General features: G+C 44.2%; 13 protein-coding genes. 3 read left to right on the top strand and 10 right to left on the bottom strand.

Translation table 11 applies throughout. The features are described 5' to 3' along the window. Positions 1-320: 320 nt before the first annotated feature. Positions 321-3,785, top strand: coding sequence for a DNA polymerase III subunit alpha (locus VGB26_02295; protein ID HEX9756616.1), 3,465 nt, complete (start codon positions 321-323; stop codon positions 3,783-3,785). A 9-nt stretch (positions 3,786-3,794) separates the two neighbouring features. Then, positions 3,795-4,751: an acetyl-CoA carboxylase carboxyltransferase subunit alpha gene (locus VGB26_02300; protein ID HEX9756617.1), complete on the top strand. Its 957-nt coding sequence runs from the start codon at positions 3,795-3,797 to the stop codon at positions 4,749-4,751. A gap of 6 nt (positions 4,752-4,757) precedes the next feature. On the opposite strand, the gene scpB is transcribed toward VGB26_02300, so the two are convergent. From scpB to VGB26_02335, 7 genes are all read right to left on the bottom strand, one after another. Then, a complete protein-coding gene (scpB, locus tag VGB26_02305) occupies positions 4,758-5,444 on the bottom strand; it encodes an SMC-Scp complex subunit ScpB (protein ID HEX9756618.1) in 687 nt (228 codons plus the stop codon). Next, a complete protein-coding gene (locus VGB26_02310) occupies positions 5,434-6,177 on the bottom strand; it encodes a segregation/condensation protein A (protein ID HEX9756619.1) in 744 nt (247 codons plus the stop codon). Before VGB26_02310 ends, scpB begins: the two co-directional genes overlap by 11 nt. A 137-nt stretch (positions 6,178-6,314) precedes the next feature. Continuing rightward, positions 6,315-7,301 (bottom strand): tryptophan--tRNA ligase, encoded by a 987-nt coding sequence (gene trpS, locus VGB26_02315; GenBank protein ID HEX9756620.1) that lies wholly within the window; start codon positions 7,299-7,301, stop codon positions 6,315-6,317. Positions 7,302-7,335: 34 nt separating this feature from the next. Next, positions 7,336-8,037, bottom strand: coding sequence for a site-2 protease family protein (locus VGB26_02320; GenBank protein ID HEX9756621.1), 702 nt, complete (start codon positions 8,035-8,037; stop codon positions 7,336-7,338). After that, positions 8,034-9,884 carry a sodium-extruding oxaloacetate decarboxylase subunit alpha gene (gene oadA / locus VGB26_02325; protein HEX9756622.1) on the bottom strand — a complete coding sequence of 617 codons (1,851 nt, stop codon included), beginning with the start codon at positions 9,882-9,884 and terminating at the stop codon, positions 8,034-8,036. The genes VGB26_02320 and oadA overlap by 4 nt, the downstream gene beginning before the upstream one ends. Beyond that, positions 9,856-11,319: an acetyl-CoA carboxylase biotin carboxylase subunit gene (gene accC, locus VGB26_02330; protein ID HEX9756623.1), complete on the bottom strand. Its 1,464-nt coding sequence runs from the start codon at positions 11,317-11,319 to the stop codon at positions 9,856-9,858. The genes oadA and accC overlap by 29 nt, the downstream gene beginning before the upstream one ends. A gap of 15 nt (positions 11,320-11,334) precedes the next feature. Further along, positions 11,335-13,260 (bottom strand): penicillin-binding protein activator, encoded by a 1,926-nt coding sequence (locus tag VGB26_02335; GenBank protein ID HEX9756624.1) that lies wholly within the window; start codon positions 13,258-13,260, stop codon positions 11,335-11,337. A 216-nt stretch (positions 13,261-13,476) separates the two neighbouring features. On the opposite strand from VGB26_02335, the gene xerD reads away from it, so the two are divergent. Then, a complete protein-coding gene (xerD, locus tag VGB26_02340; protein ID HEX9756625.1) occupies positions 13,477-14,355 on the top strand; it encodes a site-specific tyrosine recombinase XerD in 879 nt (292 codons plus the stop codon). A gap of 69 nt (positions 14,356-14,424) precedes the next feature. Here xerD and VGB26_02345 read toward each other — a convergent pair whose 3' ends face one another. From VGB26_02345 to recG, 3 genes are all read right to left on the bottom strand, one after another. Further along, positions 14,425-15,360, bottom strand: coding sequence for a Ppx/GppA phosphatase family protein (locus tag VGB26_02345; protein HEX9756626.1), 936 nt, complete (start codon positions 15,358-15,360; stop codon positions 14,425-14,427). Positions 15,361-15,472: 112 nt separating this feature from the next. Further along, positions 15,473-15,805 carry a hypothetical protein gene (locus VGB26_02350; GenBank protein HEX9756627.1) on the bottom strand — a complete coding sequence of 111 codons (333 nt, stop codon included), beginning with the start codon at positions 15,803-15,805 and terminating at the stop codon, positions 15,473-15,475. A 58-nt stretch (positions 15,806-15,863) separates the two neighbouring features. Continuing rightward, positions 15,864-17,984: an ATP-dependent DNA helicase RecG gene (gene recG / locus VGB26_02355; GenBank protein HEX9756628.1), complete on the bottom strand. Its 2,121-nt coding sequence runs from the start codon at positions 17,982-17,984 to the stop codon at positions 15,864-15,866. Positions 17,985-18,008: the final 24 nt, after the last annotated feature.

Below are 18,008 nucleotides of genomic sequence, written 5' to 3' on the forward strand. Positions count from 1 at the left end.
CCAAACCAACGATCGTGATAGAATCTTTCATGACCTGCCCTCCTTGTTTTTGGCCCTGTATTGGGTGCAACAACTCTCCCAATATAACCCATGTTGACAAGGGGCAGGTCTTTTTTTTTAACTGTCAACCATTATGTCTAGGAGGATTTCAGGGAAAAAGGTGAAAACTCTCTTCTCTATCCCCTCTTTATAAAGGAGGGGAATTTTGTAGATTGCTTTACTTATAATTTGACATGAGAAAGATTAAAACTAACCGAAAACTGATTGACAAAATAGACCCCAAAAACTACAATGACCCCGCAATATCAAGGGGGAGCGGAATGACCACACAACAAGATTTTGTACATCTGCACTTACATACACAATATAGTTTGCTGGACGGAGCCAACCGGGTTGACCGCTTAATTGATCAGGCCCACCAAATGGGCATGTCTTCCATTGCCATGACCGATCATGGCAACCTTTTCGGCGCCATCGACTTTTACCAGAAAGCCAAAAAGGCAGGAATCAACCCGATTATCGGCTGCGAGGCCTATGTCGCACCCAAAAGCCGATTTGACCGGGATGCCCACCAGCCGCCTTTTCATTTAATCCTGTTATCCACCAATCTTACCGGGTACAAGAACCTCATTAAATTGATCAGCGCGGCCCATTTGGAGGGGTTTTATTACAAACCCAGAATCGATAAAGAACTTTTATCGGAACATCATGAAGGATTGATAGGCTTAAGCGGATGCCTCCGGGGAGAGGTCCCCCACCTCCTTGATAAAGGGTATAGACAGGAAGCGAAACAAGCGGCCGATGATTATGAGCAGATTCTTGGAAAAGGAAATTTCTTTTTTGAGATTCAAGGAAATCGTCTTCCTGAACAGTTAAAGGTAAATAAAGAGCTGATTCAAATCTCAAATGAAATGGATCTTCCCTTGGTGGTCACCAACGACTGCCATTACTTGCATAAGGAAGATTGCCGGGCCCATGATATTCTGCTTTGTCTGCAAACGGGAAAAACCATCAATGATACAAACCGGATGCGGTTTGAAACCGACCAACTCTATTTCAAATCACCACAAGAGATGTGGGCCGATTTCTGCGAGGTTCCCGAAGCTCTTTTAAATACAAAACGGATTGCCGAACGGTGTAACCTGGACCTGGATCTCAACACCTCTCACCTTCCCCATTATCACGTCCCCAAGGAGACAACCCGCGAAGCCCTCCTTGAAAAACTCGCAAAGGAAGGACTTCAAAACCGGGTCAAGGAAAATTCAGGGGAGCAAAAACTTGACTTAAACCTTTATGAACAACGACTAAATGATGAAATCTCCATGATCAATTCCATGGGGTATGCGGGATACTTTTTAATTGTTTGGGACATCATTCATTATGCCAAAGAAAACAAAATCCCGGTAGGACCCGGCCGGGGATCAGCCGCGGGAAGCCTTGTGGCCTATACACTTCAAATCACCGATATCGACCCTCTCCGTTACGGTCTCATCTTTGAACGGTTTCTCAATCCGGAACGTATCTCCCTCCCCGATATCGATATGGACTTCTGCATGGAAAAACGGGATCAGGTCATTGATTATGTCATCGATAAATTCGGGGCAGACCACGTAGCTCAAATCATCACCTTTGGAACCATGGCCGCAAAGGCGTCGGTCCGGGATGTGGGTAGGGTCCTTGAAATCCCCTATGCAGAGGTAGACCGCTTCGCAAAGCTTATTCCCAATACCCTTAACATTACACTAGAACAGGCATTGGTCGATGAACCCCGAATTAAAGAAGTGGCCAAAACGGACCCGAAATTCCAGGAACTTTTAGATTTGGCCAGGGCACTGGAAGGAACCACCCGCCATGCCTCTACCCATGCCGCAGGAATTGTGATTTCCAAGGAGCCCCTTACCGAGCACGTTCCTTTATACCGTGGAACCAATAACGAAGTGGTCACCCAGTATGCCATGGGTGATGTGGAAAAAATCGGGCTGATCAAATTTGACTTTTTGGGTCTGAAAACACTGACTGTCATCGATCACACCCTTCGCCTGGTGAACCATAAAAGAAAAGCGGAAGGGGAAACCTCTCTTCAGCTCTCATCTATTCCCATGAAAGACAAAAAGACCTTTTCCCTCTTGGGTAAAGGGGAAACAACAGGAGTGTTTCAATTGGAAAGCTCGGGAATGCGGGATATCTTGGTTAAAATGAAGCCTGAATCTTTCGAAGATATCATTGCCATTATTGCTTTGTACCGCCCCGGCCCGATCGGCAGTGGAATGATCGATGATTTCATCAAGCGAAAACGGGGGAAAACAAAAATTCAGTATGAAGTCCCTCAGTTGGAGGAAATCTTAAAAGAAACCTACGGGGTTATTGTTTATCAAGAACAGGTAATGAAAATCGCCAATCTCCTTGCGGGTTTCTCCTTGGGTGAAGCAGATCTTCTTCGACGGGCCATGGGAAAGAAAAAACCCGAAGAGATGGAAAAAATGAAAACCCAATTTTTAATGGGGGCAAAATCCAAGGGGTTGAAACCGAAAAAAGCCGAGAAAATCTTCGATCTCATGGCCTATTTCGCGGGGTACGGGTTTAATAAATCCCACAGTGCCGCCTATGCCATGATCTCTTATCATACCGCTTTCCTAAAAGCCCATTACCCCATGGAGTTTATGGCGGCCCTTTTAACCTGCGACATGGGAAATTCCGATAAAGTGGTCAAAAATATTAACGAATGCCGCGCCATGGGAATTCGAATCCTCCCCCCGGATGTCAATGAAAGCCAGCGGGATTTTACCGTCACTAAAAAAGAAATCCGTTTCGGCCTCGCCGCGGTCAAAAATGTAGGAACGGCGGCCATTGACTCGATTCTCAGCGTCCGAGACCAGGATGGTGGGTTTGTCAGCCTTTCTCATTTCTGTAGACAGGTAGATTTAAGACGGGTGAACAAAAGGGTTATTGAAGGTTTGATTAAATGCGGTGCTTTTGATTCCACTGGGGGAAAGCGGGCCCACCTGATGGAAATCATGGAGAAAACCATCGAAGAGGGAGGAAAATTTCAGGAAGAAAAGGAACGGGGACAAATGTCAATTTTTGGAGGCCCCAGCCCCCTTCCCCCCCGGGATTTCTCCAATGCTCAAGGATCTCAACTCGAAGAATGGGATGATGCAACGTTATTACGCTATGAAAAAGAGATTTTGGGTTTTTACATAACCGGCCATCCCCTTGCAGAACGGAAAGATGAAATTAAACGTCTCGCGTCCCATGCAATGGAACAACTTGGCGATCTCCGCGATGGATCCGAGGTCCGGCTGGTAGGGATATTGATTCACCGAAAGATTGCAACCACCAAAAAAGGTGATAAAATGGCCTATGTGAGGCTAGAAGATCTGACCGGGAGCCTTGAGGTGATCGTTTTTCCTGACCTCTATAAGACCTGCTCTGATGTGTTAACCACCGATGCCCCACTTTTGGTGGTTGGTAATTTAGACAATGGTGAAAAAGGATTACGGTTAAAGGCAACGAAACTGGACTCTTTGAATAAAATTAAAACCCGTTTGGCCTCAAAGGTCGAGATTCAAATCAATGCCGATCAAACCCAAAGTCAGGATCTTCAAAATTTAAAGAATATTCTCTCTAAATACCGGGGTGGTTGTGATGTTTTTCTCAAATTCTCCTCCACCCATCAAGGGGAATCGGTCATTGCTATTCCTTCGGATTTAAGGGTAACCCCTACTCCCCTATTTATTTCAGAGATCGAAGGTTCCTTTGGGAAAGGAACCGTTTTAATAAAATAGGAAAACGCTATGTCTGAATATCTTGATTTTGAAAAACCGATAATGGAAATCGAGGAAAAAATTCAAAAGCTCAGAAGCTATTCAGGGAAAAGCCCCGCAACACTTGTGGAGGAGATCAAAAAACTAGAAGCGAAAGCCCGGGAGGTTCAAAAAGAAATCTATGTAAAACTGACCCCCTGGCAGAAAAACCAGATTTCACGTCATCCTAAACGCCCTCACCTCTCCGACTACATTCCCCTGCTTTTCAAAGATTTTATAGAATTGCACGGAGACCGTCTTTATGCGGACGACCAGGCTCTGGTGGGAGGACTGGCCACATTTGCAGAACGCCATGTTATGATTATGGGCCACGCCAAGGGCCGTACTATGAAAGAAAAGGTTCAACGAAACTTTGGGATGCCCCATCCCGAGGGATATCGAAAAGCTTTGAGGTTAATGAGATTGGCTGAAAAGTTTGAAAAACCGGTCATCACCTTCATTGATACCCCCGGGGCATACCCTGGCCTAGAAGCGGAATCCAGAGGCGTCTCAGAGGCCATCGCACGCAATTTAATGGTCATGTCCCGATTACGCGTTCCCATTATTTCCGTTGTCATTGGAGAAGGAGGAAGCGGAGGGGCATTGGCCTTGGCTGTTTCCGATCGTATTTTAATGCTTGAACATTCCGTTTATTCCGTTATCTCTCCTGAGGGCTGTGCAGCAATCCTTTGGAAAGATAGCGGAAAAGCGGAAAGCGCTGCAGAGTCTCTCAGGATTACGGCAAAAGATCTCAGGGAATTGGGAGTGATTGACAATATTGTGATGGAACCCGCCGGGGGAGCCCATCGGAATATGGGACAGGCGGCTCAATCCCTATCCCAGGCCCTTGAGAGCCACCTCAATACATTGGGATCTATCCCGATCGACCTTCTTCTTGAGGAACGATACAAAAAATTTAAAAAGATGGGTGTTTTCGGGGAAGCTTAAAGAAATTTAGGAAGGAACGTGAGTTTCCAATCTCAACTCCTCGGAAATGATATCCGCCTCTTCTTCCTCTTCCACATTTCCTTTATCAACCGTCTCTAAAGAAGGGGAAATTCCGTTTCCGTTTTCAATTTTGGAATCGTTCTCATCATCCCCCTCTCCTTCAGATTTGGCAATTTCTTGAAAATCACGTAGGGTGGGCAATTCCGAAAGGCTCTTTAGCCCAAAATTCATGAGAAAATCTTTAGTGGTTCCGTAAACAATGGGCCGACCCACCGCATCCCGTCTCCCATTGATTTTAATGAGGTGACGCTCCAACAACGTTTTGATGACCCCCATAGAATCCACCCCCCGGATCTGTTCAATTTCCGCACGGATCACGGGCTGCTTATAAGCAATTATGGCAAGGGTTTCAAGCGCTGGTTTGGATAAACGTAAACCCGATTTCACCTTTTCAAGCCGTTTGATCCATGGGGAACATTCAGGACGGGTGACTAAATGGTAGCCTCCGGCAACTTCCACCAATTGGAGTCCATGCCCATTTTGATCGTATTGGTCTCGTAAGGTGGAAAGGGTATTTAAAATTCTGCCTTTGTCAATTCCCTCCAGAATTCCATGAAGCCGATCTAGGGGAACCGGTTCACCGCTCATAAACAAAAGAGATTCAACAATGGGCAACAGTTCCCTATCCTCCATTTTTATGTCCCTCCCCTTGAAATAAACGAATCGGCCCGAAAGATTCCACTTGCATCGCTTTAATCAACCCTAGACGAACCAGCTCCAAAAGGGCAAGAAAGGTTACAACAATTTCCATACGGGTGTGGTCCTTTTGGAACAACATTCTAAAGGCAATTGAATTTTCTTTTTCAATTTCCTCCAGAATTAAATTCATTTTATCTTTAACCGATAACTCCTCCATGGTGATGGCCATGGAATGGTTTTCAGGTGCCCGCTCTAATATTTCTTTGAAGGCATCCAGCAGGTCAAAGAGATTGACCTCCAATGGGGGAAACGCTTCCGGTTCAGAAGCAACGGGTGTGGGTTCCTTCCAGAACACATTCTGCCAAATTTTCTCTCTCTCCCACAATTGGTCCGCAGCCTCTTTAAACTGTTTATATTCAACCAATCGGCGAACCAACTCGGTCCTGGGATCTGTTTCTTCTTCCTCTTCTTCAAATTCCATCGGGGGTAAGAGGGTTTTGGATTTGATGTGAATAAGCGTTGCCGCCATGACCAAAAACTCCCCTGCAATGGCCAAATTAAGGGATTTCAACAGGGAAAGGTATTCCAAATACTGGTGGGTTATCAAGGCGATAGGAATATCATAGATATTAATCTCACTTTTCTTAATGAGATGCAGAAGAAGATCTAGAGGCCCTTCAAAAACTTCTAGCCTCACTTCATAGGGTGCGGTAGATATTTCCTCCATTTCCCTTTCTTTTTGGTATTTTACAAAATGGTTGCTAAGGCGGGATCACGTTACTAAAACAGGGTGGGTTTGTCAAGCAGATAATCAACAGATAGTATGTTTTCGGGAAAAACCCACTAAATATTGTGTAATAAAATTTAAAGTTCCATTGCCCCTTTCACTTCTTTCATGGTTTCACTGGCTTTTTGAGATGCAAAGAGGGAACCCTCATTAAGGATTTCCTTCAGTTGTTTATCATCTTTTTCCCATTTTTTACGGGATTCCCACACAGGAGCCAATTCTTCCGCCAAATGGTCTGCAACAATTTTTTTGCAGTCTATACATCCAATTCCCGCAGTCCTGCAGCCTTGGTCAACCTCTTTGATCTCTTCCAAAGTTGAATAGGTTTGGTGAAAGGAAAAAACAGGACACACCTCGGGATTCCCGGGATCTGTTCGGCGAACACGCTGGGGATCGGTCACCATAGTTTTTAATTTTTCCCGAAGAACTTTCTCGGAATCGGACAAATAAATAGCGTTATTATAACTTTTGCTCATTTTCCGACCATCGGTCCCTAACATTTTCGGCGTTTTTGTGAGTAAGGCCTCCGGTTCAAGAAAAACCGGTTTATAAATATCATTGAATCGTCTCGCAATTTCCCGAGTTAATTCCAAATGGGGAAGTTGATCTATTCCCACCGGAACATAATCCGCTCGGTAAATTAAAATATCAGAAGCCTGAAGAACAGGGTACCCTAAAAAACCGTAGGTAGACAAATCCCGATGCACCAACTGTTGCTGTTGTTCCTTATAGGTCGGATTTCGTTCCAGCCAAGGAAGCGGAACAATCATTGAGAGAAGCAGATGAAGAACCGCGTGATCGGGAACCTTAGATTGAAGAAAAATTGTAGATTTTTCAGGATCCAAACCCACGCTCAACCAATCGATGAGCATTTGTTTGGATAGTTCTCTAATCTGCCCTGTTTCTTTGTAATTGGTCGAAACCGCATGCCAATCGGCAATAAAAAAGTAGGCATCATAAGTTTCTTGGAGTTCTTTCCAATTTGACAATGCCCCTACAAAATTCCCCAAATGAAGTTTTCCACTTGGTTGCATTCCACTGAGCACCCTTTTTTTCCTTTTCATCAAAACCGCCCCGATTTCTGACACAGATGGACTTCTATATTCGAACCCCTAATATCCCCGTTGTTATGCCTTGAAGAAGGGGATGGAAAATATGGGACATAATTCCAAAAGGATTCATGAAAACCAGAAACATTACGATCAAAAAACCAAATGGTTCCAACTGGCTTAAAAACCGGGATTGGGCATCGGGAAGCAAACCCACCATGACCCTTCCCCCATCTAACGGAGGAATTGGAATCATATTAAAAAGTGCTAACAGGACATTCCACTTAACCCCGGCAATCAACATGAGTAATAGGGGAACCAAAATAGAAGCAGTTAACCCATTCCCAAATTGACTTGAGGAAGAGAGGGTGTGTGCGGGAAAAAAATAAAGGATAACCCGAAAAAGAATTCCGCATGCCAATGCCAGAAGAAGATTCACTCCAGGACCCGCACCTGCCACATAAACCATATCCCGCTTGGGGTGCCTTAGATTAGCAAAATTGACCGGGACCGGTTTGGCATATCCAATGACAAAGCCGGTGCTGATAAATAAAAAAATGGGAATTAGAATGGTTCCGAAGATATCAATGTGTGCAATGGGATTTAAGGTAAGACGCCCGAGGTGCTTCGCTGTGGGATCACCCAGTTTATTGGCCACAAACCCATGGGCCGCTTCATGCAGTGTAATGGCCAGTAAAACAGGAATAGAAATAATACTAATTTGCCGAATAATTTCAGGCAGGTCATTCACCCCCGCACCACCACCAACACCTCATCGGGATTGACTTTATCACCTTCGGTGACGTAAATTTGTTTGACTTCTCCGTTAATGGGAGTATGAATTTCATTTTCCATTTTCATCGCCTCGACGGTTAAAACGGTATCACCGGCCTTTACCATATCCCCAACCCGAATCTTCACCGAAACCACCGTGCCAGGCATGGCCGTGGTCACATCACCATCTTCCGTGGCCTTAGGACGGGCGGAATGTCCTCCCGCTTTCCGATCAATCCTTCCCACCTCACTGGGAACCACTTCGACCAGGGATTCTACAAACACTTCTTCCAATTGATCATCCACATATATAAAATAGGGATAACCTCCTTCTCCGGGATGGCCCATTCCACCAATTTTAATATGGTAGGATTCTCCATGAACTTTAATATTAAATTCACTGGGAGCCAAATGTATGGGACCCGCATCTTTTTTGATATGATTTTTGAGTTCATTTAAAAAATCTTTTCCCAACTCTCCTTTTTTACGTTTCTCAAAGAATTCCAGTGCAACTTTAGGAAACAGACAATAGGTTAAAACATCTTCAATATTTTTGGCTTTATCCTTAACCTCCGCTTTCATTTTTTCCAATTCCGGGGGAATAAGATCAGCGGGACGAACCTCTACCCATTCTTCATTTCCAATGGCCTTCTTTCGAACCTCTTTATCAATCGGAGCCAAAGGCTTTCCATAAAGCCCTTTCAGGTAACTTTTGGTTTCGCTGGTAATGACTTTATACCGCTCACCGGTTAACACGTTCAAAGTGGCCTGGGTTCCCACGATCTGGCTGGTGGGGGTAACCAACGGGGGGTAACCAAAATCTTTTCTTACCCTGGGGACCTCCTCTAACACCTCTTTCATTCGGTGAAGCGCGTTTTGATCTTTTAATTGAGTGGCCAAATTGGAGGTCATTCCTCCCGGAATTTGATAAAACAAAACGTTTGGATCGATACCGGTATACTCGCTTTCAAAAGGCTTATATTTTTTCCGAACCTTTGTAAAATAATCGGCAACCTCCGCCAACAAACCAAAATTTAATTGCGGATCATTTTTACTTTCTTTTAAAATATTGCTGAGCACTTCTACTGCAGGATGGGAGGTTCCCGATGCCAAAGGAGAAGAAGCGGTATCAATAATATCTACGCCTGCTTCAATCGCCTTCAAGGTTGTGGCCACAGCCATACCGCTGGTGTCATGGCTATGGAGGTGGATCGGAATTTCAACGGCTTTTTTAATCTTTGAAATTAAATCATAGGCTGCAAACGGGGATAAAAGCCCGGCCATGTCTTTAATGCACAACGTGTCTGAGCCCATATCCTCTAGTCGCTTGGCCAAATCCACAAAGTGTTGATGATTGTGAACGGGACTGACGGTATAACAAAGAGTCCCTTCTACTTTTCCCCCGTTTTTGAGGGTTGCTTTAATGGCTGTTTTGAGGTTTCGAAAATCATTTAACGCGTCAAAAATCCGAATGATCGAAATCCCGTTGGAAATGGCCCGTTCAATAAATTTTTCTACAACATCATCAGCATAATTTCGATAACCGACAATATTTTGCCCCCGAAGAAGCATCTGAAAAGGGGTTCTCGGCATGGCCTTTCGAAGAACCCGGATTCTTTCCCACGGGTCTTCCCCTAAATACCGGATCATCGTATCAAAGGTTGCCCCACCCCACATTTCCAAAGACCAATAACCGACCTGATCTATTTTTTCCGCGATGGGTACCATATCCTCGGTACGAAGGCGGGTGGCCAAAAGGGATTGGTGGGCATCCCTCAGCGTAACATCCGTAATTTTAACGGGTTTGTTTTTCTGTTTGCTCATTAGGAAACAATTCCTGTCTAAATTGATCCACAATCGCGGCAGAGACGGCCAATACAAGGCCCACAGGGTCTTTGTTTACAGTATAAACTAATTTTTCGAGGCGGTCATCAATATAATGGGTGTCAAATATTCCTTTTCGAAAATTCTCATCCTGCATAATGCGTTGATAAAAGGGAATGGTTGTTTTTACCCCACGGATGATAAATTCTTCCAGTGCCCGGTCCATCCGCTCTAAAACCGCCTCCCAGGTTCTTCCTCGAACCGTTAGCTTGGCCAATAGCGAATCGTAATAGGGAGGCACCTCATACCCGGAGTAAACATTTCCATCGATTCGTACCCCAAATCCCCCCGGTGAATAATAGGCTGTAATTTTTCCCGGTGTGGGCATAAAATCCCTCATGGGGTCCTCTGCATTGATCCGGCATTCAATGGCATAACCCCGAAGGGTAACATCCCTTTGGGTTACCGTCATCGGTTCTCCCGCAGATATTCGAATCATCTCTTTGACAATATCGATTCCAGTCACCTCCTCGGTGACCGTATGCTCTACTTGAATCCGGGTATTCATTTCCAAAAAATAGTAGTTTTTATTTTGGTCCACCAAAAACTCCACAGTCCCGACATTAGAATACCCAACGGCTTGGGCAGATTTCACAGCCACTTCCCCCATTTCATTGCGGAGGGCTTCATCCAAAAAGAGGGAAGGAGCAATTTCGATCAGTTTTTGATGTCGTCTCTGAATGGAGCAATCCCTTTCCCCCAGATGGATAACCGATCCGAAATGGTCCGCGAGAATTTGGAATTCGATATGGTGAGGTGATTCGATATACTTTTCCATATAAAGATCATCATTTCCAAAAGCCCCCTTGGCCTCAGATTTTGCCAAGGTGAAATTCCGCGTCAATTCCTGGTCATCCCGACAAATTCGAAGGCCACGGCCTCCCCCCCCGGCAGCGGCTTTTAAAATAACCGGGTAGCCAAACTCACGGGCAATGGTTAAAGCCTCTTTGGAGGAGGATAAATTTTCCCAAATGCCAGGAACCACTGAAATCCCCGCTTTTTTCATAGCCTGTCTGGCCAGTACTTTGTTGCCCATGGTTCGGATAGCATTCCCAGAAGGTCCAATAAATGTAATTCCGTTGGCCTTACAGGCATCCGCAAACTCGGGGTTTTCGGCCAAAAAGCCATAACCGGGGTGAATGGCATCCACCCCTTTTTGTTTTGCCAGATCTATAATACGAAAAATATTGAGGTACCCCGCCACAGGACCCGGTCCTACGAGGCAGGCTTCATCGGCCTTTTTTACATAGAGGGCAGTGGTATCCGCCTCGGAGTGAATGGCCACAGTGGGAATCCTCAACTCTTTACACGCCCGAATAACCCGAAGAGCAATCTCTCCCCGATTCGCCACCAAAACTTTTTTAAATAACGCCATAGCGGGATCCCTTTTTTACTGTATTTGGGTTATTTTACCATTGGTTACGGTAAGAAAAACAAGTTTCTTTTTCATTTCTCCATCTGGGCCCGCTGTTGTCAACCCAGTCACCCCTGGAAAATCCTGCATCTTTTCTAAAGCATAACGAAGGCTGCTCCCAGAATCGGCCCCATTTTGAATGGCTTGAAGAATCATTCGCCCACAATCGAAGGCCAGCGCCGCAAATACATCCGGATCCTCCTGAAAACGGCTGCGATAGCGGTTCACAAAATCCCCTGTCCGGGGATCTGAATAATTAATAAAAAAAGTGTCGATAAATATGGACCCTTCAATATATTCTCCCCCTACCTTTACCAATTCTTCCGAATTCCACCCATTGGTTCCTAATAAGGTCACACCTAAAAAATTATGAAAAGCCAATTGGGGTGCCATGAGTCCCACTTGGGGGGCGGTTCCGGGTAAAAAAATGGCATCGAATCCGGGAACATAAACCATTTCGATTTTTCTTTCCTTTTCTACCCCTCCCTTTTCTTCATTCTCATCGCCAGGAAGAAAAGGGATCACGACCTCCCCTTGCACCCCATATCGTTTTAAATCGGCCGCTTTCAGTTTTCTCAACACCGGTTTATGATCATTTTCTTCCGGATCAAAAGACTCCATAAAAATCAATTCACCCCCATTTTCCACAACTTCTTTGGCAAATAAACGGGCCAAATCCGTTCCGTACCTTCCCCGTGGGTATAGAATAACAAAATTTTTTAACCCTAATTTGTTAAGGGCGTACTCGGCTAAATCATGTGCTTGCATCGGGTTGGTCAGTGCATTCCTAAATAAAAAAGGGCTCATTTGAGTCAAATCGCTCCGGGTAGCTGTGGGGGTTATAATGGGAATCTGGAACCGTTCAGCTTTTGAAATAATTTCCTGAACTTCTTTGCTCAGGAGGGGACCCACAATTGCCAGGGGATGCACATTTTCAATTAATTCCCTAAACCCCTCATGAATTTTTTGGCTCTTGCCCTGTGTGTCAATGACGTAGAGCCCTATATCCCCCTCCCCTTCGCTTGAATCGGAGGAAAGAGCCAATTGAAGACCGTTTAGGATAGAGGTGGCATAGGGTTCCAATGGGCCCGTTAAAGGAAGTAACGCCCCCACAGAAAAGGTTTTGCCACGTAACACCTCTTCCAACTCTCTTTTCAAGACCAGGGCTCTTTCAATAAATTCGTGTTCGGGAAATTCTTTAATAAATCGGTTTAAAATTTTCTGTTCCCTGTATTCGTCATGGTGAAATTCATAAAGGGCCAATAATTTGATCATGGCAATATCTGAGGGAAATTGGCCAGGAAAATGGTTTATTATTTTTAGGAGGTCTTTTTCCCCCAGCCCGTGATCCATAACATTTCGGATTTGATCCAATAATAGGCCTTGCCCCTCAGGTTCACTTAAACTCCCTTTCCGATTATATAAAATTTGAATAGCCTTAAAATAATTCCGCGTTCCGATATAGGATTCCAACAGTTTATTTTCCAGTTCAAATCTTTCTTGGGCACCTCCTTCTAACTCCAATTCGAGTTCAAGCAAGGGAATGGCCCTTTTATGTTTTCCAACGGCCAAATACGCATCAATCAAACCCCTTCGGATGGGGGACCTCAGTGAGGGTTTCGAATTAGAGGTTAGAGATTTCAAAAAAATTTCGATGGCTTTATGATAGTTGAGCTGTCGGGAATAGGCTTGTCCTAAAAACAAATAAGCTTGATCGGTCAGTGTATGATGGGGATACCGCTTAATGAATTCATGAAAACCATTGATAGCCAGAGTGTCTTCCCCGCTTTCAAAATAACCGTTTGCTATATTAAAAAGTTCAACTGATTGCGGATCATGAGATAGGGACGGGGGTAAAGGGGTTTGGGCCAAGGGGAAAGAAAAATAAAAAAACTGGCCCATCAAAGAAATAAAAAGGACTCTGGAAACTACCTGAAAAATTTGAGGAAACCAAAAAATAGTTTTAGTTCTGAACAGGAATTTCATTTTTTTTCCGGGGATCCATATCAAGGAAAAAAATAAGGCTAGTTTCCTTGATATAACTTTCATTTTGAACTATTTTAAATAAACAGGGTGTTTTGGAGAAGAGAAAACCCTCTCACCATAAAAACCCAAAATATGAACTCACAAATAGAACAATTCCTCACCTATCTCTTGGTTGAAAAAGGGCTTTCCAAGAACACCATTGAAGCCTACGACCGTGACCTTGCGAGTTTTTTTGAACACTCAAAAAAAAACAAATTTAAGACCATTCACACCGAAAACATTATATCATTTCTAAAGGAACTTCGGATCAAAGGCAATTCTCCCTCGACTCAAGCAAGAAAACTCTCCTCTTTAAGAACCTTTTACCGTTTCCTGGTAGGAGAGGGAAATATAAAAACAGATCCCACGCTTCCTTTGAACTCTCCTAAAAAATGGGTCAAACTTCCCCATGTGCTTACGGTCAAGGAAATGGAGCGCTTGCTTGAAATCCAGAAACAAAAAGGGCCCCAAGGCATCCGGGATAATGCATTGCTAGAACTTTTATATGCCACAGGGATCCGGGTAACTGAACTGGTCACCTTAAAACTCCAAAACATCCAATGGGAAATGAGTTACCTCACCACATTTGGAAAGGGTTTAAAAGAGCGGATCATCCCCCTCAGCCACCCTGCACTAACAAAGGTGGAGACGTATCTTCTGGAGGCCAGGCCCCTTCTTTTAATGAAAAAAAAATCGGACTTCCTTTTCCTTAACAGGAGGGGTCAATCGATGACCCGTCAGTATGTATGGCAATTATTAAAGCGCTATGCAAAATCAGCGGAAATCACAAAACCCATTTCCCCCCACACACTGCGGCACTCTTTTGCAAGTCATTTATTGGAGCACGGCGCAGATTTAAGATCCGTACAACAACTCTTGGGGCATGCCGATATATCAACCACCCAAATTTATACCCACGTGACCCGAGATCATTTAAAAAAAATTCACCGCCTGTATCATCCCAGACCTTAAAGGCATTTCCCCCCTCAAAGAAAAACCCTTAAGGGGTTAGATCCCAATTTTTCCCATTCTTAGCATTCCTCAAGATTCCACAAGTCCCAATTGTTCCGCACGGTGGAGGATGATTCCCTCAAGCAAACCGTAATCGCTAATTTTGACCTTTGAAACCCCAAGTAAATCCATGACACAGAGTAATATTAAAACCCCTGGAACAATCACGTCTTCACGGCCGGGCTCAAGACCGGGAATATTTCGGCGCTGTGTCAAGGTTTTAGAGACCAAGTCGGTTAATACATTTTCAACAAACACTTTTGAAATGAGTTGGTTGTGGATCTTCCTTCGATCAAACTGGCCCAACCCCTGGCAAATGGCCCCCAGAGTGGTCAGGGTCCCTGCAGTTCCAATTAAATCAAATTGAGATTCCCTTTGATATAAAAAGGGAATTTCCTTGAGTAATTCAATGATCTCTTCTCTGAGTTCTTGGACCTCCTTTTGTTGAATCGGGTCAGATTTTAAATATCTCTCGGTCAAAGAGACTACTCCCAGATAAAGTGATTTGAGGTTTTCTATTTCTTTTTTGCGTCCAATGATAATTTCAGTACTTCCTCCTCCTATGTCCAAAACACAAAATTCCCCTTCAATTCCTTCCGACCCAAACACTATACCATCAAAAGTTCTCTTCGCCTCTTCCTCCCCGGAAATGACCTCAATTTTTAATCCGGTTTCTTGATCTACCTTTTTGAGAAAAAATTCTTGATTGTTGGAGGATCGCAACGCACTGGTTCCAACCACCGCCACCTCCTTTACGGAAAAATCGCGGAGAACCCCACAAAATTCTTTCAGCGCTTGAATGGACCGATTCATTCCATCCTCTGATAATCGCCCGGTTTGAGCCACACCTTCTCCCAACCGGGTAATCTTTCTTTCAAAACGGATCGCTTCCACCTTTTGAGCTTCCACTCTCCCCACCATTAATCTGAGGGTATTCGATCCGATATCAATTCCCCCAATGAGCACCGGTTATCTCCGAAATCATTTTTACCTTTGCTTTTCCAAAGAAGATGTTAGGGTTTCAAGAAAAAAAAATCTTCGGTTGATCACTATTTGATCATCCCATTTACCATCTCCCTCACCCCCCAGACGATTCTTTCTCCTTTTCAAACTTCTCATGGTTGAGCCTATCTCTTTCATTGACCAGGTCACTGGCTTCCTGAACAAAACGGTTCACTTCAGGATCTTTTGAAAAATCCCCTTCCCCTTCAGAAACCTTTAAATGGTGCACTCTTTTTCCAATTTCCTGAAAACAGTCTTCCAACTGATTCTCAATCTGGTTCATGCGGAGGCGAAACCCAAAATGGCTTGATTGATGAGCTACATTCCTACTCCATTCACCTGAGGTTTGAAGAAGCGTTTTTATTCCTTTTTGAAGGTCCTTTTGAATCCGGTTAAAATCCAATTTCATCGACCCCTCCTGTTAAAAAAACCATAAAACCTCACCCTTAACGAACCTGAAATATGGATTATCCCATATTCATTAATTCCAACTTGTCTTGCCACCTTTTTTCTAGTTGTTTACGGAGACCCTGATGATAAGGAAAACTTAAGTCCGGATCCTTCTCCAATAAATGAAAAGCCTCCTCTCGGGTTTTTTCCAAAATTTTGACATCCCGAATGATGGAAGCCAACCTTAGTTCGGGAATGCCAGATTGGCGGGTTCCAAGAAAATCGCCCGGACCCCGGATGGAAAGATCTTCTTCCGCAATTGAAAACCCATCCTGGAACTTGGCCATTGCGGATAGCCTCATTTTTGCATCCTCGGATAAAGGATAATGCGCCAACAAAAGACAAATGGACGGATGGGGTCCCCGGCCAATACGCCCCCGTAATTGATGCAATTGGGAAAGGCCAAATCGTTCGGCATGATCAATCAGCATCACCGATGCATTGGAAACATCGATTCCAACCTCAATGACGGTTGTGGTAACCAAAAGGTTAATCTTCCTCTCTTTAAAACTTTTCATCACCGCCCCCCGCTCCTCCGGTGGCATTCTGCCATGCAGGAGTCCCACCACCCTCTGGGGAAAAACATCTTCTTGTAACGTCTTTGCCATGCTTACCGCTGCTTTTAGGTCTATTTTTTCGGATTCTTCAATGAGCGGAACAACAACATAGGCTTGTCTTCCCTTTTCCAACTCATGATGGATGGTTTGGTAGACACGGGACCTTTGTGATTCATAGACAATCTTGGTTTGGATGGGACTTCGACCGGGAGGGAGTTGGTCAATAATGGAGATATCCAAATCCCCATAAACACTTAGGGCCAGGGTCCGGGGAATCGGGGTGGCCGTCATTATTAAAATATCCGGATGGTAGCCTTTTCTCCTAAGAAGTGCCCTTTGCATAACCCCAAATTTATGTTGTTCATCAATTATTGCCAAACTTAATTTTGAGAAGGAGACATCTTCCTGAATCAGGGAATGGGTTCCTATCACCACCTGGGCTTTTCCTGATCGGATCGATTTTAATATTTCCCCACGTTCCTTTTTCTTGACCCGACTGGTTAAAAATTCAATTTTAATTCCCACATGATCAAAATGAGTCCTCAGAGTTAAAAAATGTTGTTCCGCTAAAATTTCGGTAGGTGCCATTAAAACCCCTTGTGACCCATTTTCTACTGCCATCATTAAGGCAACAATGGCTACAATGGTTTTACCGCACCCCACATCTCCTTGGATGAGACGATTCATAGGATAAATACTGGACATGTCCTTATGAATTTCATGGATAACCCGTTGCTGGGCCTGTGTGAGGGTAAAGGGGAGGGCCTGAATTAACTTTTGAACCAAAGCGCCAGAAGTTTGAAGCGGTTTTTCTTTTAATCCTTTCCTGTGGACTTTCCTCCGTATGGCCAAACCCAACTCTAATAAAAACAACTCATCAAAAATAAGCCTTTGGTGGGCATTACTCTTCCCATGATTGAGCGCTTCTATATCCATTCCTTTTTCCGGAAAGTGAACCAGCTCGATTGCTTTTAATAGGGGAACCAGTTGATTTTTTTCCCGAAGAGACACAGGTAATATTTCATTGATTTGATCCCCATAAGAATGAAGGGCGCAACGAATTAATACACGGATTTGGCGAGAGGTCAGTTTGAAGGTTTCATGGTAGATTGGAACAATCCTGCCCGTGTGAATGAGTTCCTCGGTATCTTCTTCCAGAAACTCATATCGAGGATTTTCCATTAAAAGCCGCCCCCGGTCATAACGGTCAAAAGTAACGGGACCGCTTAAAACCACCCTCTTGTCTTTTTTGAAAATTTCTTTTAGAAAAGGTTGGTTAAACCAAATGGCTTTTAAAAACCCCGTGGAATCCTCAATGATCAGTTCAAACAGGGAGAAACGCTTTCGAGGGGTAACTCTTGTTCCTGAATATTTTACCCACCCCAACACGGTCTGCTCTAATCCCGGCCTCAGGTCTTTCAATTGGTTAAGTTGAGACCGATCCTCATACCGCCAAGGCAGATAATAAATTAGATCTTCAATGGTTTTAATGCCCAGTTTCTCAAATTGTTGGGCCTTATGAGGGCCAATGCCCTTTATATATTGAACCGGGGAATCGAGGGTTTGAATCACTCCTTTCACTCACCAAAATGAATTAAGGAAAAG

It is taken from the genome of Nitrospiria bacterium (assembly GCA_036397255.1).
GTDB lineage: Bacteria > Nitrospirota > Nitrospiria > DASWJH01 > DASWJH01 > DASWJH01.

Coding starts and splice junctions, on each gene's coding strand:
- VGB26_02295 (HEX9756616.1), top strand. CDS start 321: ATGACCACACAACAAGATTTTGTACATCTGCACTTACATACACAATAT.
- VGB26_02300 (HEX9756617.1), top strand. CDS start 3,795: ATGTCTGAATATCTTGATTTTGAAAAACCGATAATGGAAATCGAGGAA.
- scpB (HEX9756618.1), bottom strand. CDS start 5,444: ATGGAGGATAGGGAACTGTTGCCCATTGTTGAATCTCTTTTGTTTATG.
- VGB26_02310 (HEX9756619.1), bottom strand. CDS start 6,177: ATGGAGGAAATATCTACCGCACCCTATGAAGTGAGGCTAGAAGTTTTT.
- trpS (HEX9756620.1), bottom strand. CDS start 7,301: ATGAAAAGGAAAAAAAGGGTGCTCAGTGGAATGCAACCAAGTGGAAAA.
- oadA (HEX9756622.1), bottom strand. CDS start 9,884: ATGAGCAAACAGAAAAACAAACCCGTTAAAATTACGGATGTTACGCTG.
- accC (HEX9756623.1), bottom strand. CDS start 11,319: ATGGCGTTATTTAAAAAAGTTTTGGTGGCGAATCGGGGAGAGATTGCT.
- VGB26_02335 (HEX9756624.1), bottom strand. CDS start 13,260: ATGGGCCAGTTTTTTTATTTTTCTTTCCCCTTGGCCCAAACCCCTTTA.
- xerD (HEX9756625.1), top strand. CDS start 13,477: ATGAACTCACAAATAGAACAATTCCTCACCTATCTCTTGGTTGAAAAA.
- VGB26_02350 (HEX9756627.1), bottom strand. CDS start 15,805: ATGAAATTGGATTTTAACCGGATTCAAAAGGACCTTCAAAAAGGAATA.